Annotated in this window: 24 protein-coding genes; 10 read left to right on the top strand and 14 right to left on the bottom strand. The window is 62.0% G+C overall.

The window, feature by feature from the left end; all coding sequences use genetic code 11:
* The first annotated feature begins 13 nt into the window (after window positions 1-13).
* The 3 genes from PDR5_RS17360 to PDR5_RS29385 are packed head-to-tail and all read left to right on the top strand — an operon-like array spanning window position 14 to window position 2,602.
* A complete protein-coding gene (locus PDR5_RS17360) occupies window positions 14-1,429 on the top strand; it encodes a cytochrome ubiquinol oxidase subunit I (protein ID WP_064600879.1) in 1,416 nt (471 codons plus the stop codon).
* Between the two features lie 17 nt (window positions 1,430-1,446).
* Window positions 1,447-2,463: a cytochrome d ubiquinol oxidase subunit II gene (cydB, locus tag PDR5_RS17355; protein ID WP_064597494.1), complete on the top strand. Its 1,017-nt coding sequence runs from the start codon at window positions 1,447-1,449 to the stop codon at window positions 2,461-2,463.
* Window positions 2,450-2,602 carry a DUF2474 domain-containing protein gene (locus tag PDR5_RS29385; protein WP_074688757.1) on the top strand — a complete coding sequence of 51 codons (153 nt, stop codon included), beginning with the start codon at window positions 2,450-2,452 and terminating at the stop codon, window positions 2,600-2,602. The genes cydB and PDR5_RS29385 overlap by 14 nt, the downstream gene beginning before the upstream one ends.
* A 172-nt stretch (window positions 2,603-2,774) precedes the next feature.
* On the opposite strand, the gene PDR5_RS17350 is transcribed toward PDR5_RS29385, so the two are convergent.
* Complete coding sequence (locus PDR5_RS17350; RefSeq protein ID WP_064597492.1) at window positions 2,775-3,626, bottom strand: CAP domain-containing protein; 852 nt, start codon at window positions 3,624-3,626, stop codon at window positions 2,775-2,777.
* Window positions 3,627-3,825: 199 nt separating this feature from the next.
* On the opposite strand from PDR5_RS17350, the gene PDR5_RS17345 reads away from it, so the two are divergent.
* The gene (locus PDR5_RS17345; RefSeq protein ID WP_064597490.1) at window positions 3,826-4,446 is read left to right on the top strand and encodes a cell wall hydrolase; all 621 of its coding nucleotides are present in this window, start codon (window positions 3,826-3,828) and stop codon (window positions 4,444-4,446) included.
* A 145-nt stretch (window positions 4,447-4,591) separates the two neighbouring features.
* Here PDR5_RS17345 and PDR5_RS17340 read toward each other — a convergent pair whose 3' ends face one another.
* The 4 genes from PDR5_RS17340 to PDR5_RS17325 all read right to left on the bottom strand — a co-directional run bounded on the left by PDR5_RS17340 (window position 4,592) and on the right by PDR5_RS17325 (window position 7,797).
* The gene (locus PDR5_RS17340; protein ID WP_064597489.1) at window positions 4,592-5,998 is read right to left on the bottom strand and encodes a heavy metal sensor histidine kinase; all 1,407 of its coding nucleotides are present in this window, start codon (window positions 5,996-5,998) and stop codon (window positions 4,592-4,594) included.
* The gene (locus PDR5_RS17335) at window positions 5,995-6,666 is read right to left on the bottom strand and encodes a heavy metal response regulator transcription factor (protein WP_039767117.1); all 672 of its coding nucleotides are present in this window, start codon (window positions 6,664-6,666) and stop codon (window positions 5,995-5,997) included. Before PDR5_RS17335 ends, PDR5_RS17340 begins: the two co-directional genes overlap by 4 nt.
* Window positions 6,667-6,678: 12 nt before the next feature.
* Complete coding sequence (locus PDR5_RS17330) at window positions 6,679-6,936, bottom strand: DUF2790 domain-containing protein (protein ID WP_064597487.1); 258 nt, start codon at window positions 6,934-6,936, stop codon at window positions 6,679-6,681.
* Window positions 6,937-7,083: 147 nt separating this feature from the next.
* Window positions 7,084-7,797: a murein L,D-transpeptidase catalytic domain family protein gene (locus PDR5_RS17325; protein WP_064597485.1), complete on the bottom strand. Its 714-nt coding sequence runs from the start codon at window positions 7,795-7,797 to the stop codon at window positions 7,084-7,086.
* Between the two features lie 151 nt (window positions 7,798-7,948).
* Here PDR5_RS17325 and PDR5_RS17320 point away from each other — a divergent pair, with 151 nt between their 5' ends.
* A complete protein-coding gene (locus PDR5_RS17320; protein ID WP_064597483.1) occupies window positions 7,949-9,562 on the top strand; it encodes a L,D-transpeptidase family protein in 1,614 nt (537 codons plus the stop codon).
* Between the two features lie 3 nt (window positions 9,563-9,565).
* Here PDR5_RS17320 and PDR5_RS17315 read toward each other — a convergent pair whose 3' ends face one another.
* On the bottom strand, window positions 9,566-10,081 hold the full coding sequence (locus tag PDR5_RS17315) for an HvfX family Cu-binding RiPP maturation protein (protein ID WP_064597480.1): 516 nt from the start codon (window positions 10,079-10,081) through the stop codon (window positions 9,566-9,568).
* 58 nt (window positions 10,082-10,139) lie between these two features.
* The gene (locus PDR5_RS17310) at window positions 10,140-10,343 is read right to left on the bottom strand and encodes an HvfA family oxazolone/thioamide-modified RiPP metallophore (RefSeq protein ID WP_064597478.1); all 204 of its coding nucleotides are present in this window, start codon (window positions 10,341-10,343) and stop codon (window positions 10,140-10,142) included.
* 241 nt (window positions 10,344-10,584) lie between these two features.
* Here PDR5_RS17310 and glsB point away from each other — a divergent pair, with 241 nt between their 5' ends.
* Both glsB and PDR5_RS17300 read left to right on the top strand, forming a co-directional pair.
* Window positions 10,585-11,493: a glutaminase B gene (gene glsB, locus PDR5_RS17305; protein WP_064597476.1), complete on the top strand. Its 909-nt coding sequence runs from the start codon at window positions 10,585-10,587 to the stop codon at window positions 11,491-11,493.
* A 69-nt stretch (window positions 11,494-11,562) separates the two neighbouring features.
* The gene (locus tag PDR5_RS17300; RefSeq protein ID WP_064597474.1) at window positions 11,563-13,065 is read left to right on the top strand and encodes an aldehyde dehydrogenase family protein; all 1,503 of its coding nucleotides are present in this window, start codon (window positions 11,563-11,565) and stop codon (window positions 13,063-13,065) included.
* A 48-nt stretch (window positions 13,066-13,113) separates the two neighbouring features.
* On the opposite strand, the gene PDR5_RS17295 is transcribed toward PDR5_RS17300, so the two are convergent.
* The 3 genes from PDR5_RS17295 to cynS all read right to left on the bottom strand — a co-directional run bounded on the left by PDR5_RS17295 (window position 13,114) and on the right by cynS (window position 14,570).
* Entirely contained in the window at window positions 13,114-13,773 is a 660-nt protein-coding gene (locus PDR5_RS17295) for a carbonic anhydrase (RefSeq protein WP_039767103.1), read from the bottom strand.
* A gap of 11 nt (window positions 13,774-13,784) precedes the next feature.
* Window positions 13,785-14,021 carry a DUF2790 domain-containing protein gene (locus tag PDR5_RS17290; protein WP_064597472.1) on the bottom strand — a complete coding sequence of 79 codons (237 nt, stop codon included), beginning with the start codon at window positions 14,019-14,021 and terminating at the stop codon, window positions 13,785-13,787.
* A gap of 84 nt (window positions 14,022-14,105) precedes the next feature.
* Window positions 14,106-14,570, bottom strand: coding sequence for a cyanase (cynS, locus tag PDR5_RS17285; protein WP_064597470.1), 465 nt, complete (start codon window positions 14,568-14,570; stop codon window positions 14,106-14,108).
* Between the two features lie 119 nt (window positions 14,571-14,689).
* Between cynS and cynR the strand changes: the two genes are divergently transcribed.
* Complete coding sequence (gene cynR / locus PDR5_RS17280) at window positions 14,690-15,568, top strand: transcriptional regulator CynR (protein ID WP_064597469.1); 879 nt, start codon at window positions 14,690-14,692, stop codon at window positions 15,566-15,568.
* A 72-nt stretch (window positions 15,569-15,640) separates the two neighbouring features.
* Here the strand turns inward: cynR and PDR5_RS17275 are convergent, their stop codons facing one another.
* Window positions 15,641-15,970: a hypothetical protein gene (locus PDR5_RS17275; protein ID WP_047293552.1), complete on the bottom strand. Its 330-nt coding sequence runs from the start codon at window positions 15,968-15,970 to the stop codon at window positions 15,641-15,643.
* Window positions 15,971-16,097: 127 nt separating this feature from the next.
* Between PDR5_RS17275 and PDR5_RS17270 the strand changes: the two genes are divergently transcribed.
* On the top strand, window positions 16,098-16,469 hold the full coding sequence (locus PDR5_RS17270; protein ID WP_064597467.1) for a hypothetical protein: 372 nt from the start codon (window positions 16,098-16,100) through the stop codon (window positions 16,467-16,469).
* A 13-nt stretch (window positions 16,470-16,482) separates the two neighbouring features.
* On the opposite strand, the gene PDR5_RS17265 is transcribed toward PDR5_RS17270, so the two are convergent.
* Window positions 16,483-16,986, bottom strand: a complete 504-nt coding sequence (locus PDR5_RS17265; RefSeq protein WP_064597464.1) for a GNAT family N-acetyltransferase — start codon at window positions 16,984-16,986, stop codon at window positions 16,483-16,485.
* A gap of 47 nt (window positions 16,987-17,033) precedes the next feature.
* Complete coding sequence (locus PDR5_RS17260) at window positions 17,034-18,977, bottom strand: DNA topoisomerase III (RefSeq protein ID WP_064597463.1); 1,944 nt, start codon at window positions 18,975-18,977, stop codon at window positions 17,034-17,036.
* Window positions 18,978-19,254: 277 nt separating this feature from the next.
* On the opposite strand from PDR5_RS17260, the gene PDR5_RS17255 reads away from it, so the two are divergent.
* Window positions 19,255-20,661 carry a serralysin family metalloprotease gene (locus PDR5_RS17255; protein WP_064597461.1) on the top strand — a complete coding sequence of 469 codons (1,407 nt, stop codon included), beginning with the start codon at window positions 19,255-19,257 and terminating at the stop codon, window positions 20,659-20,661.
* Window positions 20,662-20,742: 81 nt separating this feature from the next.
* Here the strand turns inward: PDR5_RS17255 and PDR5_RS17250 are convergent, their stop codons facing one another.
* On the bottom strand, window positions 20,743-21,957 hold the full coding sequence (locus PDR5_RS17250) for an MFS transporter (protein WP_064597459.1): 1,215 nt from the start codon (window positions 21,955-21,957) through the stop codon (window positions 20,743-20,745).
* Window positions 21,958-22,048: the final 91 nt, after the last annotated feature.

The raw sequence follows: 22,048 nt of genomic DNA, 5'->3' as shown, positions 1-22,048 counted from the left end.
TGAGGACATCATCATGTTCAACCTGGAGGCACTGGACCTGGCGCGAATTCAATTCGCGTTCACGGTTTCGTTCCACATCATTTTCCCGGCGATCACCATTGGTCTCGCGAGTTTCCTGGCGGTGCTCGAAGGCCTGTGGCTGAAAACCCGTAACGACACTTACCGCGATCTTTACCACTTCTGGTCAAAGATCTTCGCCGTCAACTTCGGCATGGGCGTGGTGTCGGGGCTGGTCATGGCGTACCAGTTCGGCACCAACTGGAGCGGATTTTCCGACTTCGCCGGCAGCGTCACCGGGCCGTTGCTGACCTATGAAGTGCTGACCGCGTTCTTCCTCGAGGCCGGGTTCCTCGGGGTGATGCTGTTCGGCTGGAACCGTGTCGGCCGTGGCTTGCACTTCTTCGCCACGGTGATGGTCGCCATCGGCACGCTGATCTCGACCTTCTGGATTCTCGCCTCCAACAGCTGGATGCAGACCCCGCAAGGCTTCGAAATTGTCGACGGCCGGGTAATGCCGGTCGACTGGCTGGCGATCGTGTTCAACCCGTCGTTTCCGTTTCGTCTGGCGCACATGGCGATTGCCGCGTTCGTTGCCACGGCGTTCTTCGTCGGTGCTTCGGCGGCCTGGCATTTGCTGCGCGGCAACGACAGCAAACCGGTGCGCAAGATGTTTTCCATGGCGCTGTGGATGGCGCTGATCGTGGCGCCGATTCAAGCGGTGGTCGGTGACGCCCATGGCTTGAACACCCTGGAACACCAACCGGCGAAAATTGCCGCCATCGAAGGCCACTGGGAAAACGCCGACAACGGGCCGACCCCGCTGGTGCTGTTCGGCATCCCCGACATGCAGGCGGAGAAGACCAAATACGCCATCGAGATTCCGTACCTCGGCAGCCTGATCCTCACCCACAGCCTCGACAAGCAGATCCCGGCGCTCAAGAGCTTCCCGAAAGAAGACCGGCCGAACTCGACCGTGATTTTCTGGAGCTTCCGCGTGATGGCCGGGCTGGGGATGTTGATGATTCTGGTCGGTGTGCTGGGCCTGGCGCTGCGTCGCAACGGCAAGGTCTACCGTCATCGCGGCTTCCAGCGGCTGGTGCTGCTGATGGGGCCGAGCGGACTGATTGCGCTGCTGGCCGGTTGGATCACCACTGAAGTCGGGCGCCAGCCGTGGGTGGTGTACGGCCTGATGCGCACTCATGACGCCGCGTCCCATCACTCGGTGGCGCAGATGAGCACCTCGTTGGCGCTGTTCGTCGTCATCTACTGCTCGGTGTTCACCGTGGGCATCGGCTACATGATGAAACTGGTGAGCAAGGGCCCGCAGCCGCACCACGAACATCCGCCCGAAGGCACTCAGGTGCAGACCCCGCGCCGGCCACTTTCGGCGGTCACCGACAACCTCGAATCCGCGACCCGGGTCCACTGAAAAAGGAGCATTGAGTCATGGGTATTCAAGGTATCGATCTCTCGTTGATCTGGGGCGTGATCATTGCCTTCGGGGTGATGATGTACGTGATCATGGACGGCTTCGATCTGGGCCTCGGGATCCTGTTCCCGATGATCAGCGACGAGCAGGAACGCGACGTGATGATGAACACCGTCGCACCGGTGTGGGACGGCAACGAAACCTGGCTGGTGCTCGGCGGCGCGGCGTTGTACGGCGCATTTCCGCTGGCTTACGGGGTGATTCTCGAGGCGCTGTATCTGCCGTTGATCTTCATGCTCGCGGGGTTGATTTTCCGCGGTGTGGCGTTCGAGTTTCGCTTCAAGGCGCCGGCTGAAAAACGCCATCTGTGGGACTGGGCGTTCATTGGCGGTTCGCTGCTGGCGACGTTCTCCCAGGGCGTGGTGATCGGCGCGTATGTGGCGGGGATTCCGGTGGTGGATCGGCAGTTTGCCGGTGGCGGTCTCGACTGGCTGGCGCCGTTCCCGCTGGTATGCGGCGTCGGTCTGGTGATCGCCTACGCCTTGCTCGGCAGCACCTGGTTGCTGGTCAAGACCGAAGGCATGCTCGAATCGCGGATGCGCCACTACAGCCGTCCGCTGGCGTGGCTGTTGCTGGCGATGGTGGTGGTGATCGGCGTGTGGACGTTGCAACTGCATCCGGAACTGGCCAGTCGCTGGTTCAACCATGCGCACCTGACCGTGTTCGCCGGGCTGGTGGTGTTGGCGGTTCTGGCGTTGTTCGGGCTGTTGCGTTCGCTGCGTCAGCGCCACACCCACTGGCCGTTCGTGTTCACCCTGGTGCTGATGTTTCTCGGCTACATCGGCCTGGCACTGAGCATCTGGCCGAACATCATCCCGCCGTCGGTCAGCCTGTGGGCGGCGGCTTCACCGGCCACCAGTCAGTTGTTCGCCTTGATCGGCGCGCTGTTCATCCTGCCGGTGATCCTGATGTACACCTTCTGGAGCTACTACGTGTTCCGCGGCAAAGTGAGGATTGGCGATGGCTACCATTGAGATGCGTGAAGTGAAAAGCCGCTGGTACAAACGCCTGGGCTGGTTGCTGTTGATCTGGTCCGGCAGCGTGGTTTCGCTGGCGGTGGTGGCGAGCCTGCTGAAGCTGGCGATGTATGCAGCGGGAATGAGAACCCACTGAGCATAAAAAAACCGGAGCCTGGCTCCGGTTTTTTATTGCCTGCATTTTGCATCCCTGCACACCCCCTGTGGGAGCCAGCCTGCTGGCGATAGCGATCTTTCAGTCTATGAAGATGTGATGGCCTTATCGCGAGCAGGCTCGCTCCCACAAGGGCAGCGGTGGATTCAAGTCATCATTCGCCACCAAACATCGCGGTCCAGTAAATGCCGGCACTGCTCTTCGGATCGACTGCGTAGGCAGCGCCAAGCTCACGATATTGAGGGTTCATCAGGTTGGCGCAATGACCGGGGCTGGCGAGCCAGCCGGCGACGACCTTCTGCACCGTGTCCTGGCCGGCGGCGATGTTCTCGCCGACCTGCTGGCCGCTGTAGCCGGCCAGTTCGGCGCGGTCGCCGGGAGTGCCGCCGTTGCGGTCCTTGTGGTCGAAATAATTGTTGTTGGCCATCTCGCGGCTGTGTTCCTGGGCAACGCCGCCAAGCACGGCGTTCCATGCCAGCGGCGTGGTCGCCGCGAATGCCTGACTGCCGCACTGGCGCGGTTGGGCGCGGGCGGCATTGAGTTGTTCGAGGAGTTTCTGGCCTTCCGCCTGACCGTCGCCGAGGCGGGCCGACAGCAGCGGTCGGGCCAGAGTGATGCGCCAGTCACGGTCGGCGCGACTGACACCGATATCGACGAACTGCGGATCCAGCACCACCTGACAGAAGCTCTCCTGAATCGCCTTCATCGCCGACGCCGCGTCCCGTGGTCCGTTCAGGGTGATCGCCTGCACGTTGACCATCGGGTAGCGAGCGCTGGACATCGCCTGCTGCAAATCCACCACGCCGGTGGCCGGCAGAATCAGGCGCGGATCGGCCGACAGCGGCGGCAATTCGCTGGACGCCTGGCTGCCACAACGCTGCGGCTGGCTGCGGTAGCTGTTGATCGATTCGATCAATTGCGACTCGTCGGTGGCCATGGCCGAAGTGGCCAGCGCCAGGCCCACGGACAACGCGGCGAGTCGCAGAACGGATGGCATGAAGCGCATGGAAATCTCCCTTGGGCTGAGTGCGCACATCATGCGCGAAAGGGCCCCGGTTGGTGCAATGTCTTTTTCTTCATGGCACGGATTTTTCTGCGGAACGATGCTGTGAAAATTGCCGTCTACACTTCGCGAAGAGCCCGGGATCCGGGCGTCTCAACCACGTAACACTTTGCCCGCAGCGGGCCCTGCCGGAAGAATGATCATGGGATTGAACGGGTTGCTTTGCTGTCTTGCGTTGACCCTGCTGAGCGGTACGGCACTGGCCACCGATCAGGCGCCGATCAAGGAAAAGGCTGAAGCGAAAGCCGAAGTACTGGAAGAGAAAGCGGCCGACAAACCCGACGCGCCCCCAGCACCCAAATCCGAAGCCATCACCCCGACCGAAGCACAGGCGGTTGACCCCGCCGGCGCTGCGCCGCTGGACGATCCGATCACCTGTCTGGCACGCAGTATCTATTGGGAAGCCAAGGGCAAGGACACCGCCGACATGGAAGGCGTGGCCAGTGTGGTGATGAACCGTCTCGGGCATGACGGCTTTCCGGGCACGGTCTGCGCGGTGGTCAAGCAGGGCTCGGAAACCAAGAGTTGCCAGTTTTCCTGGTGGTGCGACGGGCGTCCGGATCAGGTCAAGGAGGACGCCGAATACGCGCTGGCCAAGGAAATCGCCGGCAAGGCACTGAACCGCCAGCTCACCGACCGCACCCACGGCGCGCTGTATTTCCACGACCGTAACGTTCATCCGAGCTGGGCCAAGGAATACAGAAAGACCGCCGAGACCAGGAAATTCCTGTTCTACAAACCTGCTGGCGGGGATGCGCGTTAGGCGCGGACTTCCCGCACACAATGGCGCCGCCATTTCCCTAGTAGGAGCGAGCCTGCTCGCGTTAACGCCCGGTCAGCCAGTTTCATCAGTGCCTGACCCAACGCATTCGCAAGCAGTTCGCTCCCACAGGGACACTTTGGCGAAATCAGTCGCGGGGTTGTCGGGCCGGAAAGAACAGTTCAAAGCAGGTGATGCCGTCAACACTGCTGACGCTGTAGCGGCCCTGATGCAATTGCATGATGGTCGCGACAATCGACAGGCCCAGCCCGTTGGATTGGGCCGAACGCTCGCGGGACGGATCGACGCGGTAGAAGCGTTCGAACAGCCGCGACAGGTGTTCGGCAGGAATGGTCGCGCCCTGATTGCGTACCCGCAGATAACTGCCGTCCGCTTCAGCCACGGCCTCGACCTGCAACGTCGAATCCGCCGCGCCGTACTTGATCGCATTGGCGCACAGATTGGCCAGGGCCCGGCGCAGCAGCATCGGCTCGGCCCAGATCACGCCGCTGCCACTGGCCTCGATGGTGACACCGACGTCCGCCGCCAGCCCTTCGAAGTAATCGGCAATGCGCTGCATCTCATCGCTGGCGTCCAGCTCCTGCCGCTGGCTCAGCGCGCTCGCCGGGTCGGTGCGGGCGAGAAACAGCATGTTGTCGAGCATCCGCGCCAGCCGTTCGAGTTCTTCGACGTTGGAGGCGAGCAACTGTTGATAGGCGTCGACGCTGCGATTCTGTTGCAGGGCAACCTGAGTTTCACCGAGCAGGTTGTTGATCGGCGTGCGCAGTTCGTGGGCCATGTCGGTGGAGACCTGACTGAGTTGCGCAACCCCTCGGTCGAGCCGGTCAAGCATCGCATTGAAAGCTTCGATCATCGGCTGCAATTCCCGGGGCGTGCCGTGGCGGTCGAGGCGTTCGCCGAGGTTGGCGATGCCGATCCCGTGGGCATGCCGGGCAATCCGCCGCAATGGCAGCAAACCGCGATACACCAGCAGGCAGCCGACCAGCGCCAGCACAATCGCGGCCAATGAAGCGAGGCCGTACACGCTGAGCCGGTAATTGGCGAGCATTGCCGTGCGCTCGGTCATCAGGCGTCCGGTGAGCACCTGCAGGTTGCCCAGATCGCCCGAGTCGATGGTCGCCGCCACCGCCGAAAACGGCACACCGTCGACGCTCGGCAAGTGCTGTACATCGCTCAGGGCCATCGGATGATCGATCGGTACGGCGGGCAAGTTCGGGGTGGCGAGGTTGCCGGGGTTGACCACCAGCAACGGCGGCTGGCCGGGTGCGCCGATGGTCAGCAAGGCTTCGCGGTTGCCGAGCATGTTCTGAAACAGCGCCGGCTTGTTCTTGATCAGTTCCAGGGTGTTGCTGTCGTTGAGGAAGGTGCGCAACTGATCGACGCGACTGACCAACTGGATGTCGTCGCGGCGAATCAGAGCTGCTTCCAGTTGGTTGTACAGCGCCGCGCCCAGGCCTGCCAGCGCGGCGAAGGCAAGCACGGCGAAGACCAGCGCCAGGCGCAAGGTCAGGGAATACGTGCCGGCGATTTTCATGGCTGGGTATCGAAGCGGTAGCCGATGCCGCGCACGCTGTGGATCAGCTTGAGCGGGAACGGATCGTCGATTTTCGCCCGCAGGCGGCGCACGGCGACATCGACCACGTTTGTGTCGCTGTCGAAATTCATGTCCCACACTCGCGAGGCGATCAGCGAGCGCGACAGCACTTGCCCTGTGTGGGTGGCGAACAGTTGCAGCAGGGCGAATTCCTTGTTGGTCAGGGTGATCCGGTTGCCGGCGCGGCTGACCCGACGCTTGAGCACGTCGATCTGCAGATCGGCCACCTGCAATTGCTCCTCTTCATGGATCGGCCCGCGTCGGGTCAGGGTGCGCAGGCGCGCCACCAGTTCGGCGAAGGAAAACGGCTTGATCAGGTAATCGTCGGCGCCCAGTTCCAGGCCTTTGACCCGGTCGGCGATGTCGTCGCGGGCAGTCAGGAACAGCACCGGCGTGTCGGTTTCCTTGCGCAGCCGGCGCAGGACTTCCCAGCCATCCATTTTCGGCATCATCACGTCCAGCACGATCACGTCGAAGTCGAATTCCAGCGCCAGGTGCAGACCGTCGGCGCCGTCCCGGGCCAGGCTCACGCTGTAGCCCAGTTCCTGCAGGCCGTTGAGCAAGTAATTGCCGGCCTTCGGTTCGTCTTCGACAACAAGGATATTCATGGCTACTGCGCCTCAATGATCGTTGGTGCAGCCGCTGCCTTGCACTTGATAGTCCAGCACATGTTCACGGCCCTGGTGGTCGAGGTAGTCGAGCTGCGCGGGGATCACGCCGCAGGCCTGGGAAATATCGGTGCTGGAGAGGACTTTGTCGACATCCAGGTGCACGAAGAAGCCGGTTTTGTCATGAATGACGGCAGCGTCCGGTGCAGGTGCGGCGAACACGGAACCGGTGGCGAGGAGGGCGGTGAAAGCGAGGATCAGGGTTTTCATGATGAGTCACTCGAATCGTTGAAGTTGATCGGCGTTCTGGCCGGGACAACTTCAAGCTACCGGGCGATCCGCTCGGCAAACCGACAACTCGATGACAAATCTGTAATAAACCGAACCTGTGGGAGCCAGCGCACTCCCACAGAGTATTCAGCTGGCGTGGGTGCTGAGAATGCTCGCGATCTGTTGTGGCTGGCAGTTGAGGTACGGCGAGGATTTCAGCCACTGCTGATCCGGATACCAGGAGAACATGAATTGGCCGTTCTTCAGGCTGTCGATCACCCGTTTGGCAACCTGCGGTCGCACCGCCGGGCAACCCTGGCTGCGGCCCAGGCGGCCGGTACGTTTGCTCCAGAACGGGTTCACGTAGTCGGCGGCATGGATCACGATGGCGCGGTCGCGGGCCATGTCGTTGATGCCCGGTTCCAGACCGTCCATGCGCAGCGAGTAACCGTGGGTGCCCTGGTAACTTTCCTGGGTCCGGAACAGGCCGAGGCTGGACTGGAAACTGCCTTCACGGTTGGAGAACCGGGTGGCGAAATTTTCCCCGGAGTTCGAGCCGTGGGCGACCAGATCGCGCAGCACCAGTTTTTTCCGGGTCAGGTCGAAGATCCACAACCGGCGCTCGGTGGACGGCTGCGAATAGTCGATGATCGCCAGATGACGAGACTGCTTCGCGCCGTTGTTGATCGCACATTGCATGGCGCTCAAGGCACCTTTCAGCGCCTGGGGATTGAGTTCCGGCGCGGCGTGCGCGAGGCTGGTGTAGAGAACCGGCGAAGAGGTGCCGGCGGCAAAGGCTGGGCTGGTCAGCACGCCAAGGGCGGTGGCAGTCAGCAGAAGTCGGCGCAAAAACGTCAACATTTAAAGTGAGTCTCCACTTGCTACTTGTTTGGCACTTAGGCTCCTGACGTCCAGTCGACCCCGGCAGACCCGCGAATCGGGCCTGACTGTTCACCGCACCTGAGGTAAGGTTGACCGTCAATCAAGACGGCCATGGATTGGAGTAAAGCAGTTGTTCAAAAAGTACGCATGCTACTTGAGCATTTGTTTGCTCGCTGCGCCGTTTGTCGCTTGCGCCGAGGAACCGTTGCCGGAACTTCCGACGCTGCCGCCCGTGCCGACGGAAATGCCCATCGAACCGCAGAGCCCGCTGCAGGCTGCGCTGATCAGCCTGCCCCAGGCGTGCCCGACGATCGGCACCAGTCTCAACGGCCCGGCGCTGGATCAGTTGCGCGCGTTCTACCAGCAGCAGGACTGGCTGCCGGTGTGGGCCGATGGCGGGCAATTGCCGGCCTTGCATGCGCAATTGCAGCTGTTGGCCGACGATGGCCTGAACCCGAAACGCTATCCGGTAGCGCTCACTGCTCCGCAGGATGGAGAACTGTGCGCCGATATCGAGATCAGCCGCTATTACCTGCAAGCCCTGCAGGATCTGCATTACGGCCGCCTGTTGCAATCGCACTTCGAACCGCTGTGGCATTCCGACGAAACGCCTCGCGACCGTCAGGCTGAATTGCTGGCGATCGCCGTGCCGGGCGTGCACAACGTTCCGGCTGCCTTCGATCTGGCCCGGCCGCAGTTGGCGCAGTACCAGAACCTGCGTCATCTGTATGCCGCGCAGCGCCTGCAAGCCCTGCCTCAGTGGACGTCGGTGGGCAATGGGCCGTTGCTGCGTCCGGACATGGAAGACAAACGCGTGCCGGAACTGGCCCGCCGGCTCTACAGCGAAGGTTATCTGAGCAGTGTGGTCGGCACGCCGGACAACGCTTATCACGGCGTATTGGTGGAGGCGGTGAAGCGTTTTCAGGCCAACCATTCGTTGCAGGCCGACGGGGTTGTCGGGCCGGGAACGATTGCCGAACTCAACATCAGTCCGCTGACTCGCCGTGAACAGTTGCGGGTCAACCTAGAACGTTTCCGCTGGATGGCCCAGGACATGGAGCCGGATGGTCTGTTGGTCAACGTCGCCGCGGCCGAGCTGACGCTTTATCAGGGCGGCCTGCCGGTGTGGCAGACCCGCACCCAGGTCGGGCGCGCCGAACGCCAGACCCCGCTGCTCAAATCCCGGGTCACACGCTTGACCCTGAACCCGACCTGGACCGTGCCGCCGACGATCTGGAAGGAAGACAAGCTGCCGGAGATCCGCAAGGATCAGACCTTCCTCAGCCGCCAGAACCTGCAAGTGCTCGACGCCAACGGCCAGCCGCTGGCCGCCGCCGACATCGACTGGGACAACCCCGGCAACATCCTCCTGCGTCAGGACGCCGGGCCACGCAACCCGCTGGGGCAAATGGTCATTCGGTTCCCCAACCCGTTTTCGGTGTACCTGCACGACACGCCGAGCAAGGCGCTGTTCGACAAGGGGCCACGGGCGTTCAGCTCCGGCTGCGTGCGGGTCGAGCATCCGATGAAGCTGCGCGATTTGCTGCTCAGCCCGGCGGAGAAGGCGCGCACCGACACCTTGCTCGCCACCGGCACCACCCATGAATTCCGCCTGAGCAATCCGGTGCCGATCCTCATGACTTACTGGACGGCACAGGTCGACGGCCAGGGGCGTGTGCTCTACGCACCGGACATCTACAGCCGGGACAGTGCGTTGCTGGCCGGGCTGGACCGGGCGCATTGATCCTCAGTGGCTGGCGTGTTTCCAGAAAAACCGCGCCAGCCACGCATCCACGCTCAACTTGCCGGCCCCGGTAAACACCAGCGGCAGCAGCGCAGCCAAATAAATCGCCGGCAGCTTGAAGTTGCCGAAGCCCTTGTTGGTGATCGCGTAACCCTGGGCCAGCTCACTCAACGATGACCAGTCCGCCGGCCAGTGCACGGCAGCGGTGGCGACGACGGTCACGACAATCAGCGAAATCGCCGAAATCCGCGTGCCGAATCCGATCAGGATCGCCAGTGCGCAGATCAGTTCGGCCCACATCGACAGTTCCCAGTTCAGCGTGGCCGGCAAGTGGTCGAAGGGAAACGGGAACCGCTCCTGAATGTCTTCGAACCAGTTCTGGCCGTTGAATTTCTCCAGCCCCGATTCGAAAAACTCCCAGGCGATGAACAGGCGCAAGGTCAGCGGCGCGAGCCACTGGCCGGCGCGGTCGAGGTTCCAGTGCAGGCCTTTGACGGCCGACGAGAGAGCTGTGGTCATGGGAAGGCTCCATTCATTCAAGGGAAAAACGGGGCACTGGCGTACCCCGTGAAAAGGCTTATTCGCCGGCGCCGCACTTGCCTTCGCCGCATTTGCCTTCCGAGGTTTTTTCCGCGGTGTCGGCCTTGGCCTGGGCCTGGCTGTAGCCGTGATCCAGTTGCTTGACGCTGAACGCTTCGGAAGCCGAAGCCGCGTTGGACAGGGCCAGGCCACCGGCAAGCAGGAGGCCGAGGGTCAGGGAGGTTTTCGAGCGCTTGGTCATGATGTATCTCCGATGCGATAGGTGAGTTCAAAGGCTTGATCGGGGTTGCCGATCGACAGGCGTATTTGAGCGTCAGGCTGTATCGCGGATGTGTCGCAAAGGGCCGGATTTGTGCGCGGGATGTGTCGGGCGTCGGGCCGTACACACTGCGATACACAGCGCCGTTGTGATTCGATTGCCGGGCGCAGCGTCTAGCCACGGTGTCCCCGCAATCCCATGGGGCGAGACTTCGGAACCCGGCATGCAAGCGCTGTTGAACGAGATCCTTGACGCTGTCCGGCCCCTGATCGGGCAGGGCAAGGTGGCTGACTACATTCCCGCCCTCGGCACCGTGCCGGCCAATCAAATGGGCATCGCCGTGTATGGCAACGACGGCGAGATGTATTGCGCCGGCGACGCCGAGACGCCGTTCTCGGTGCAGAGTATTTCCAAGGTATTCAGCCTGGTGCAGGCCATCGAACATTCCGGCGAGGCGATCTGGGAGCGTCTGGGCCACGAGCCTTCCGGCCAGCCGTTCAACTCGCTGGTGCAGCTGGAATTCGAACGCGGCCGTCCGCGCAATCCGTTCATCAATGCCGGGGCGCTGGTGATCTGCGACATCAACCAGTCGCGCTTTGCCGCACCGGCGTTGTCGATGCGCGACTTCGTGCGGCGGCTGTCGGGCAACCCGCAGGTGATGGTTGACGGCAAGGTCGCTGACTCCGAATACCAGCACCGCGCGCGCAACGCGGCGATGGCGTACCTGATGCAATCCTTCGGCAATTTCCACAACGACGTTGAAGCGGTGCTGCGCAGCTACTTCAGCCACTGCGCGTTGCGCATGAGCTGCATCGACCTGGCCCGGGCCTTTTGTTTCCTGGCCAACGACGGCTTCTGCAAACACAGCGGCGAGCAGATTCTTACTCGCCGCCAGACCCAGCAAGTCAACTCGATCATGGCCACCAGCGGCCTGTACGACGAGGCGGGCAACTTCGCCTACCGCGTTGGTCTGCCGGGCAAGAGCGGCGTCGGCGGCGGCATCGTCGCGGTGGTGCCGGGGCAGTTCACGGTGTGCGTGTGGTCGCCTGAGTTGAACACGGCGGGCAATTCGCTGGCGGGGATGGCGGCGCTGGAAATGCTCAGCTCGCGGATTGGCTGGTCGGTGTTCTGAGGCCGTGTTGCTTTGAGGGAGGCCAACCTATACATTTTCCGGCCGCCCTCAATATGGTGAATCCGCTCCATGTCTCTCGCGCTCGAACGTCTCGTCGCTGGCACGCCTATCCCTTTCGCCGGTAACCGCGTCACCGTGGTCAGCCCCGAACTGGCCGAGCGTTTCCGACCCGGCGACCACCTGTTGGTGGAGCAGGTGAGCGGCGAGCTGTTGCTGATTCCGGTGGTTGATCAACAGGCAGCCTCGGTGGCGATCGAGCGTGCAGCGGCGGCGTTTACCGCGTTGTCCGCGGTGCCGGACGAGGCCATCAGCCGCTTCTTCGATCTGTTTGCCCAACGCCTGGAAAACCCGGACGCCTGGGCACTGATCGAAACCGCCAACCTCGCCGACATCGAACGGGCCAAGGCGCGCGGTCGCTCCACCACCCGCTTGCTCGCCGACGAGCGCATGCGCCGCGACATGATCGCCGGTCTGCGGGCCTGGCGTGATGCGCCGGCCACCCGTGGCAAGGTGATCAGCAGCGTCGAACATGACGGCTGGAAGGTCGAGCAGGTAGTGTCGCCGCTGGGCATCGTCGCGTTCGTGTTCGAAGGTCGGCCAAACGTCTTCGCCGACGCCGCAGGCGTGTTGCGCACCGGCAACACTGCCGTGCTGCGCATTGGCAGCGATGCGTTGGGCACCGCGCAAGCGATCGTCACTCACGCCCTGAACCCGGCGCTGGCCGATGCCGGTCTGCCGGCGGGCGCGGTGTCGCTGGTGGAGAGCGTCAACCACGCCGCCGGTTGGGCGATGTTCGCCGACCGGCGTCTGTCGCTGGCGGTGGCTCGTGGTTCGGGGCGTGCGGTCAGCCAGTTGGGCAGCATCGCCCAGCAGGCCGGCACCGCCGTCAGCCTGCACGGCACTGGTGGCGCGTGGCTGATTGCTGATCGCGATGCTGACGCCAAGCGCTTTGCCGCTGTGGTGCGCAACTCGCTGGATCGCAAAGTCTGCAACACGTTGAACGTCTGCCTGATCCAGCGCGACCGTGCTGCCGAACTGGTGCCGCTGTTCCTCGACGCCTTGCAGCAGGCCGGCACCGCGCGTGGTCAGGGCTGCAAATTGCATATCGTCGAAGGCAGCGAAAGCTACCTGCCGAGCGACTGGCAGAACGCGACGGTCGAGGTCTATCGCGCCGAGGGTTACCAGACCGAAGCCCTGGCCGAGCCGCTGCCGGAAGCGCAACTGGGCCGCGAATGGGAATGGGAAGAAACCCCGGAAACCAGCCTGATGATCGTCGACGATCTGGATCAGGCCATCGCACTGTTCAACCGCTACAGCCCGCAATTCACCGTGTCGCTGATCAGCGAAGACGCGGCGGTTCAGGAACGTTTCTACAGCGCGGTCAACGCGCCGTTCGTGGGCAACGGGATCACCCGTTGGGTCGATGGCCAGTACGCGCTGAACAAGCCGGAACTGGGGCTTTCGAACTGGGAAAGCGGCCGCCTGTTTGCCCGCAGCGCGATCCTCTCCGGTGACGGCGTGTTCACCGTACGCAGCCGCATGACGCAGATCGATCTGGGCGTAAAACGCTGAACAGAACAACGCCGCGCCCGTCGCAATGACGGGCGCGGCGTTGTGTTTTCAAGCCGCATCGACTGCCTGACCGTAGACCGCGCACGTCGACGGTTGCTCGGCCAGCGAGACGAAGGTGCGACGGTCGGCACTCAGCGCGTCGATCGAACCGGTCTCGATGTCGTACACCCAGCCATGCAGATTCAGCAGGCCTTTCTCCTGAGCCAGGCGCACGCTCGGGTGAGTCTGGATATTCGCCAGTTGCGCGATCACGTTTTCCCGCACCATCGAACTCAGCCTGGCGGCGTCATTGGCGTGTGGCCGCGATTCGTTGACCACTTTCGCCGACTCGGCGTGTTGCAGCCAGCCGCTGACGGCGGGCAGGTGATCCATGCATTTGCACTGGGCGATGGCGGTCATGGCGCCGCAATCGGAGTGGCCGCAGATCACGATGTCGGTTACGCCGAGCACGGCCACCGCGTATTCCACCGTCGCCGAAACCCCGCCCGGATGCGGGCTGTAGGACGGCACGATATTGCCGGCGTTGCGGATCACGAACAGCTCACCGGGTTCTTGCTGGGTCAGCAGTTCCGGGACGACGCGGCTGTCGGAGCAAGTGATAAACAGCGTGCCCGGGGTTTGGGTAGTCGCCAGGTGTTTGAACAGTTCGGTGCGTTGTGGAAACGCTTCGTTCTGGAACTTCAGGAAGCCTTCGATCAGGTTTTTCATGGTGTGTCCTCTCAGTTCGAACAGCCGGTGCCGAATTCGCTGTATTGAAGAATGTGTTTTGCGCCGTGGCTGTCGAGGTAAGTCATTTCGACCGGCACCACGCCGCAGACGTCGGCGACCGGGGTGATGCTCACGACCTGCGCGATGTCCAGCGACATGCCGTAGCGGTAGGCGACGGCCTCTTCATCAGCCTGGGCCTGGGCAGCAAGGCCGGCGAGCAGGGCCAGGGTCAACAGAATTTTTTGCATGGGGCAGCCTCCAGACAGATGTGGTGATGACTTGGCAAATCAGGTTTGGAGGGGCCCGCACGCGGGGTGCGGGCCCGGGAGGGATCAGAACGGACGCAGCGGGAGGAACTTGCCGTCGAGGGTGACAACGGCGCGGGAACCGCCTTCAGGGTCTTCGACTTTCTTGATGTCGAGCTTGAAGTTGATCGCGCTGATGATGCCGTCGCCGAACTGCTCGTGAACCAGTGCCTTCAGGGTGGTGCCGTAGATCTGGATCATCTCGTGGAAGCGGTAAATGGTCGGGTCGGTCGGCACACCGTCGAGGCTGCCGCGCAGCGGGATGATTTGCAGGGCGGCGACGTCTTCGGCGCTCAGCTCAAGCTTGTCGCCAACCAATTCGGCCGCGGCTTTGGGCAGTGGATGCTGGCCGAGGAGGGCGGCGGTGACGTAGGCCAGACTCAGGCCGGTGTCGTCGGCCAGATCCTGCCACGACAGGTTTTTCTGTGCCTTGGCATCCAGGGCGCGGGTGGTCAGGGCGATGCGGCTGTCGTTGTAGGCTTGGGATTGCATGGTGCTTTTCCTTTCGGGGTTGGCTTGCTGTGTGGATTCATCTTCTGCCGATTGATCCATAGCGTCCAAGACCGATATACAATGCCAAGCATAAGTAATGCCTATAGATGGAGCGTTCCATGCTGCTGCGACATTTGCGATACCTGCTGGCCGTGGCCGATCACGGCGGCTTTACCCGGGCTGCCGAGGCGTTGCATGTGTCGCAGCCGACCTTGTCGCAACAGATCCGCCAACTGGAAGAAAGCCTCGGTGTCGATCTGTTTGATCGCACCTCGCGCTCGGTCAAACCTACGGACGCCGGACAGGCCTATATCGAGTGCGCGCGACGGGTGCTGGTGGAGCTGGAGGCGGGCAAGCGCGCGTTGCATGACGTGAAGGATCTGTCCCGAGGCTCGCTGCGCCTGGCCATGACGCCGACGTTCATGGCGTACCTGGTCGGGCCGTTGGTGCGCGACTACGTGGCGCGGTATCCGGGGATTCACCTGGAGATTTTCGAGTTGTCGATGGATGACATCGAGGCCGGGTTGGCGGATGACTCGCTGGATATTGCGATTGCCTTCACGCCGGTGCGTAATCCGGACATTGAGTGCATTCCGGCGTTTGTCGAGACGTTGGGGGTGATGGTCGGGCGTGAACATCCGTTGTATGACAGTGCTTCTGTGCTGACGCCGGAGGACATCGCGCAGCTGGATTTCGCCTTGCTGGCGCCTGATTTTTTCACGCGCCTGTCGATCGATGAATACTTCCGCCAGAACGGCATCACCCCCAAGGTGCAGATCGAGGTGAATTCGGTGAGCACGTTGCTGGAAGTGATCCGGCATGCGCCGATTGCGACCATGCTGCCCGAGGCGATTGCGACCGAGGACCGGGCGTTGCACAGATTGCGGGTCGAGAGCGAAGCGCCGCAGCGGGGAGCGGCGTTGTTGCGGCGCAAGAACAACTATCACAGTGCGGCGGCTGAGGCGTTTATGAAGTTGGTGCTGGAAACTCGTTCATGAGCTTTTTTTGCGAGCAATAAAAAGAGCCTGCTTCGTCTTCGAAGCAGGCTCTTGTTTTATTGAAGTTTTAACTTAGCAGAACCGATCAATCACCCGAACTTCGTTCTTGTTCTGCATCGAGTCCCACGCTTGTTTCAGCGTTTGCAGAACATTACCGATGAAGTCCTTGTCGGCCGCGGCTTTCTTGCCGACATAGCCGTGGCCGCGGCGGTACATCTTCAGGCGGGCCAGCAGGTTCTGGTTGTTCCGGTCGAACTCTTCTTCACCAGCATGGGGCGACAGGCAGTCGATATGGACCTGACCCGACTTGCTGATCCACAGAATATGGCTGTCGTGGCTGTCTTTTTGCGCAGCGAACATACGAGCCAGTTCTTCGATAGTAGGTTGATTGTTCAGATTCATGATATTGCCCCTTGACCAGTCTGGTGATCTTTCAAAGTTGATTCGCTAATACAGGTAGCCCATCGGTTAGTTGATCCCTGGCACCGAAACCAGGACGTCAGCGGTCGCCCGTGTGAAGTACGGGGTCATGCGTCTGTTGCATGTAGTCGTGTTGAATAACTGCTACGCAAAAGCGTCACAACGAGGAGAAGCAGCGAAAACCGGGAGGCTCCTTGACGACGTTTTCAGGGTCGACCACAAGCGTCTTGAGAATTTTCGCCAGCGCTTCTCGTCCTTGTACTGGACGTTCAGGCCAGGTCAGCTTCTTCAATCTGCCTTGTGGGCAGCGTGTATCCGGAAAAAACAGCTCGGCGGTCAGACGAGCTTGCTCAAGCGTGTTGCCAGTGCTCCCGATCGGGGAGACGTCTGCATCATGCAAAAGCAAAACGATGCCGTCAACGGTTTTGTAGTGATTATTTTTGGTCACTACATATTGTCGGACAAAGTCATTCTGGAATGAAAAAAGGGGGGCTTCAGGCAGTGGGAGTAAGGCTGCGCAGGCAGTAGAACGTGCAGGGATAGCCGTCCACGTTTTTTGTCTGGCGGGTAAAGTCGCCGCCGCTCAGCTCGGGGATGAGCCGGGCCCAGAACCGCTGTGCAGGCAGGTTGGCGTCGACGTGGAAAATCTGCCATCGACCGGGCAGGTGGCTCAAGAGGGCAGAGGCGACAAACTGCGCGACGCCTTGGCCACGCCAGCGTCGGCTGACGAAGAAGTAGCCGATGTTGTAGTCGGCGCCTTCAATGAGGAGGTGGTCATCCACAGTCACGAACCCCGCCAGTTCGCCGTCGACGTGGATCAGGAATGGCCGGGTCGCCGGCTGGCGCCAGTAATCTTCCTTCAACTGGATCGGGAAGAAACCATGCCCGCCGAGCTTCAGCGGCAGCCACTCGCTGAAATCATAGGTATAGAACTGCATCAGGTTTTCGAGGGTGTCCAGTTCGTCGCGCCGGGCGACGCGCAGTTCGATGACAGACATGCCGCAGCCTCCTGACCATCACTGTTGAAACAGTAGCGCGCAGCGGGCTATTTGGCCGCCGGTTTCGCCGAGCGTTTGCCGGTTCCGGTGGTTTTGCGCCGAGTGGTCTTGCGTTTGTTCTTCCATGGCGCAGCGGCTTTGCCGGCAGGTGGCGGGCCGCTGATGGTCAGGCTTAGCCCGGCGCAACGGGTCACTTGCTTGCTCATCCACGCGGCCTGTTTGGTGACGAATTCCTCCAGACTCATCTCGCCGCTCTGCACCATGTCCAGCGCCTGTTCCCAGATCGCTGTGGTGCCGGGGTCGGCAATCGCCCGCGGCACGGCGTCGATCAGGCTGAAGGCAGCGGGCGTGGCGGACAGCGCCTTGCCGTTCTTCACCAGATAACCGCGATCCAGCAACCCTTGAATGATCGAGGCGCGGGTGGCCTCGGTGCCGATGCCGGTGGTGTCCTTGAGTTTCTGCTTGAGCAGCGGATCTTCCACCAGTTTGGCGACGTTCTTCATGGCCTTGATCAGGTCGCCTTCGGTGTAGGGCTTGGGCGGTTGCGTCCAAAGGTCCTTGAGCTTCACGTCCGCCACGGCGCACTCGGCGCCTTGGGTCAGTGTCGGTAGCGTCTGTGGCGCGGGGGCTTCACGCCCCCTGGCCGGGGCCAGCGCTTCGGGCAACGCGCGTTTCCAGCCCGGCTCGATGATCTGCTTGCCGACCGCGCGCAAGGCTTCCCCGGCGCAATCGAAATCGGCCTGGGTGCGGTCGTATTCGTGATTGGGCAGGAACTGAGCCAGATACCGTGCGCGAACCAGCGTGTAGACCGCGCGGTGCTTGCCGGTCAGACGCTCCAGGTTTTTCGCGGCAGCGGTCGGAATGATGCCGTGGTGGGCGCTGACCTTGGCGTCGTTCCAGGCGCGGGAGCGGCGCTGTGGCTCCAGATGCTCGCGCAGCGCTTCGAGGCTCGGATCGGCCTGACGCAACGCCGCAAGAATCCCTGGCGCCTCGCTGTGCTGGCTCAGGGGCAGATAGCCGCAATCGCTGCGCGGGTAGGTGATGACCTTGTAGGTTTCGTAAAGCGCCTGGGCGATATCGAGGGTTTCCTGGGCACCGAGGCCGAGCTTCTTCGAGCAGACTTCCTGCAAGGTGCCGAGGTCGAAGGGCAGGGGTGCCACTTCGCGCATGCGTTCGGTGCGCAGCTTGACCACCCGGGCGCTGGCGGCGCTGCCGATGGCGGCGGCCGCTTGCTGGGCGAGGGCCTGATTGAGACAACGGTCCTGATCGTCACAGGCATCGCCCGGCGCACGCCACTGCGCCGTGAACGGCGTGCCGTTGTGCAGCAGTTGCACGTCGATGGCCCAGTACGCGACCGGCACGAAATCGGCAATGCTGCGGTCGCGATCCACCACCAGTCGCAAGGTCGGCGTCTGTACCCGGCCCACCGGCAACACGCCTTGATAGCCCGATTGCCGGCCGAGCAGGGTGAACAGGCGACTCATGTTCATCCCGATCAGCCAGTCCGCCCGCGAGCGCCCCAGTGCCGAGTGATACAGGCTGAAGGTTTCAGCGCCCGGTTTGAGCGCTGCCAACGCCTTGCGGATCGAGGCTTCATCCAGCGCCGACAGCCACAAGCGGCGGATCGGCCCGCGATAGCGGCAATGCTCCACCAGCTCCCGGGCGATCATCTCGCCCTCACGGTCGGCGTCGGTGGCGATGATCAGTTCGCTGGCCTCGCCGAGCAGGCGCTTGACCGCCTTGTACTGACTGGCGGTACGCGGCTTGACGGTCATTTTCCATTTGTCCGGGATGATCGGCAGGTCCGCCAGCACCCAGCGCTTGTATTTGGCGTCGTAGGCGTCCGGCGGCGCGGTTTCCAGCAAGTGGCCGATGCACCAGGTCACCGTGACGTCCGTTCCCAGCCAGCAGCCGTCGCCCCGACGCTTTGCGCCGAGCACGGCCGCAATGTCCTTGGCCTGGGAAGGTTTTTCACAGAGGTACAGCCGCATAACCACCGTCGTCGATCATTGCCCGAAGAGGCGCACAGAATGGCCTGACTCGGGTGAACGGGCAACTTTTATCTGTATGGATATACAGATAAAAAGATTGCCGGTCATGACAGCCGTCGCCAGGGCAATCCGGGACGCTATCGAGAAATTGATTAGCCCCCCGTTGGCGGCTGTGGCAGGTTAAATCTGCCTAACAGGGCGAGTGACAGGACGATCTCGCCAGAAGATCGCCGTTTTTCTGTCTGACACTGACTCTTCAGAAACAAGGACGTACACCATGTCTCAACCTTCCTCCCAGGCCAGCAGCGCCTTCACCGCCGTCGACACCTTCAGCCACCTGTACGATCGCGGCACCGGGACCGTCAACGGCAAACCATCGTTCACCGCCGACCAGGCTGCCGACGAAATCCTGCGCAAGGGCATGTCGTGGCAGGACAAGAATGCCGACGGCAAGATTGATCTGACCTACACCTTCCTGACCGACAAACCGTCGAACTACAACCCGAAACTCGGTAACTTCAGCGAGTTCAGCGCCCAGCAAAAGGCCCAGGCCGTGCTGGCGATGCAATCGTGGTCCGACGTGGCCAACGTGACCTTCACCGAAGGCAAGGGCGGTGACGGCCACATGACCTTCGGCAACTACGATGTCAGCACCGGCGGCGCGGCGTTCGCCTACCTGCCGCAGGGCAGCAGCTACGACGGTCAATCGTGGTACCTGATCAACGATCAGTACCAGGTCAACAAGACCCCGGACACCAACAACTACGGGCGCCAGACACTGACCCACGAAATCGGCCACACCCTCGGCCTGTCGCACCCGGGCGCCTACAACGCCGGCAACGGCAACCCGACCTACGGCGACGCCAAATACGCCGAAGACACCCGCGGCTACAGCCTGATGAGCTACTGGAGCGAAGCCAACACCGACCAGAACTTCAGCAAGGACGGCAGCGGTGCCTACGCCTCGGCACCGTTGATGGACGACATCGTCGCGGTGCAGAAACTCTACGGCGCCAACTTCGAAACCCGTGCCGACAACACCGTGTACGGCTTCAACTCGAACGCCGATCGCGACTTCTACAGCGCCACCTCGAACACTTCCAAAGTGGTGTTCTCGGTGTGGGACGGCGGCGGCAATGACACGCTGGATTTCTCCGGCTTCAGCCAGAACCAGAAGATCAACCTTAACGAAGGGTCGTTCTCCGATGTCGGCGGTCTGGTGGGCAACGTGTCCATCGCTCACGGCGTGACCGTGGAAAACGCCATTGGCGGTTCGGGCAATGACCTGCTGATCGGCAACGCAGCGGCCAACGACCTGATCGGCGGTGCCGGCAACGACATCATTTACGGCGGTGGCGGCGGTGATTCGCTGTGGGGCGGTGAAGGCGCAGACACCTTCGTGTTCGGCGCGGCCAGCGACTCGACCATGACCGCGCCGGACTGGATCATGGATTTCACCGGCGGCCTGGACAAGATCGACCTGTCAGGCATCGCCGGGTTCGCCACCGGCGCAGCCACACTGAACTTCGTCAGCGGCTTCACAGGGCATGCCGGGGACGCGATCCTCACTTACTTCGAACAGACCAACCAGACCAGCCTGATGATTGACCTCACAGGCCAGGGTTCGGTGGACTTCGCCGTGGGTGTGGTGGGGCAGGCTGTGGCGACCGATATTGTCGCGTGATCTGAAACGAAAAAAACCGCAGTCCTTCGCAGGCTGCGGTTTTTTTTGTTTTCGGACATCGCTCTACGACATTGAAATCGGTTACTGCTCGGTTTCGAGGATCGAAGCGGCGGGTGTATTACGTACTCTGGCAAACCACCAGAGAGCCGCAACGCCCAGCAGCGTCGCCAGCACAGCCAGGATCAGGATCACACGTTGTGCCCCCAAAGGCGCGGCGAGCAGCGCAACAAGCAGTCCCGCGAGCGGTTGTGACAAGTTGTTGAGCAGGGTGATCACGCCCACGGTCTTGCCGAAGTCCTGAGGGGGAATCACTCGCTGGCGAATGCTGCGCATGTAAACGTTGAACATCTTGTCGAAGCCGACGATCAACAGGAAACCCAGCACATAACCCGCCAGGTTCGGGCTCAGGGCGCTGATGAAGGCGCCGGCGGCGAGCATCGAATAGGCAACGCCACCCAATACGCGTAACGGCAATACCACCCGGGCGAGGAAAAACAGAATCACGATGGTGGTCACCGCGCCAGCCGCTTGCAGCACGGCGTAGTCGTCCTTGCCGGCGCTGTATTGACCGAGCACCATGGCCGCCGAAGTGGCCAGGGTGACCCCGACAATCAGGTTGACCCCGATCGCCAGGGTGATGATCTTTTTCAGCTCCGCCAGTTCACGGATATGCCTGAAAGCGATGCGCAGAGGCTGCAGCCAGATGTCCTGATGCTGCTCGAACACCTCCAGAGTGATACGGCTGAAACGTTGCCACACCCGCATGCTCAGGTCGGCGAGCAGGAACAGCCCGGCCACCCACAGCAGCACCCAGTGCCAGGCCGACACTTCGAGCAGCAATGCCGCCACCAAGGGCCCCAGAACCAGCCCGGTCTGGTCGGCTATCTGCGAGTAGGAAAGGGTTTTGGTGTAGCTATAGTGCTGGAAAATACGCGGCATCAGCACTTCGCGGGCCATGATGCCCTGAGTCGTCAGCACGCCGCATAGCGCCGACAGCACCACCAGCCACGCGATACCGCCGAAGACGGCATAAAGCCCTACTGCCAATACGCAAAGCAGCGCGCGGTAGACCTGACTGATGTGCAGGATCCTGATGGGCGAGAACTTGTCGCACAGGGCTCCGCATAGCGGAAACGCGAGAAAACGCGGCAGCGACTCGACGAAGAATGCAAGCCCCGCCCAGGACGCGCTGTTGGTGGTCTGGAACACCACAAGCGGCACGATGAACAACAGGATCTGATCCGCCAGCCGTGACAGGAACAGCGAGATGAAAAAAGCCAGGTAATCCTTGCGCATGATGACTCCTGTCGGTGGGCGTCTTGGTCGTTTTGCGCGTGATATGAAAACAGAAACCGCCGCCTTCGCAAGTGACGGTTGTTGCTGATCG

The organism is Pseudomonas sp. DR 5-09, assembly GCF_001655595.1.
GTDB lineage: Bacteria > Pseudomonadota > Gammaproteobacteria > Pseudomonadales > Pseudomonadaceae > Aquipseudomonas > Aquipseudomonas pharyngis.
This window is presented reverse-complemented; position numbering and strand designations above follow the sequence as displayed.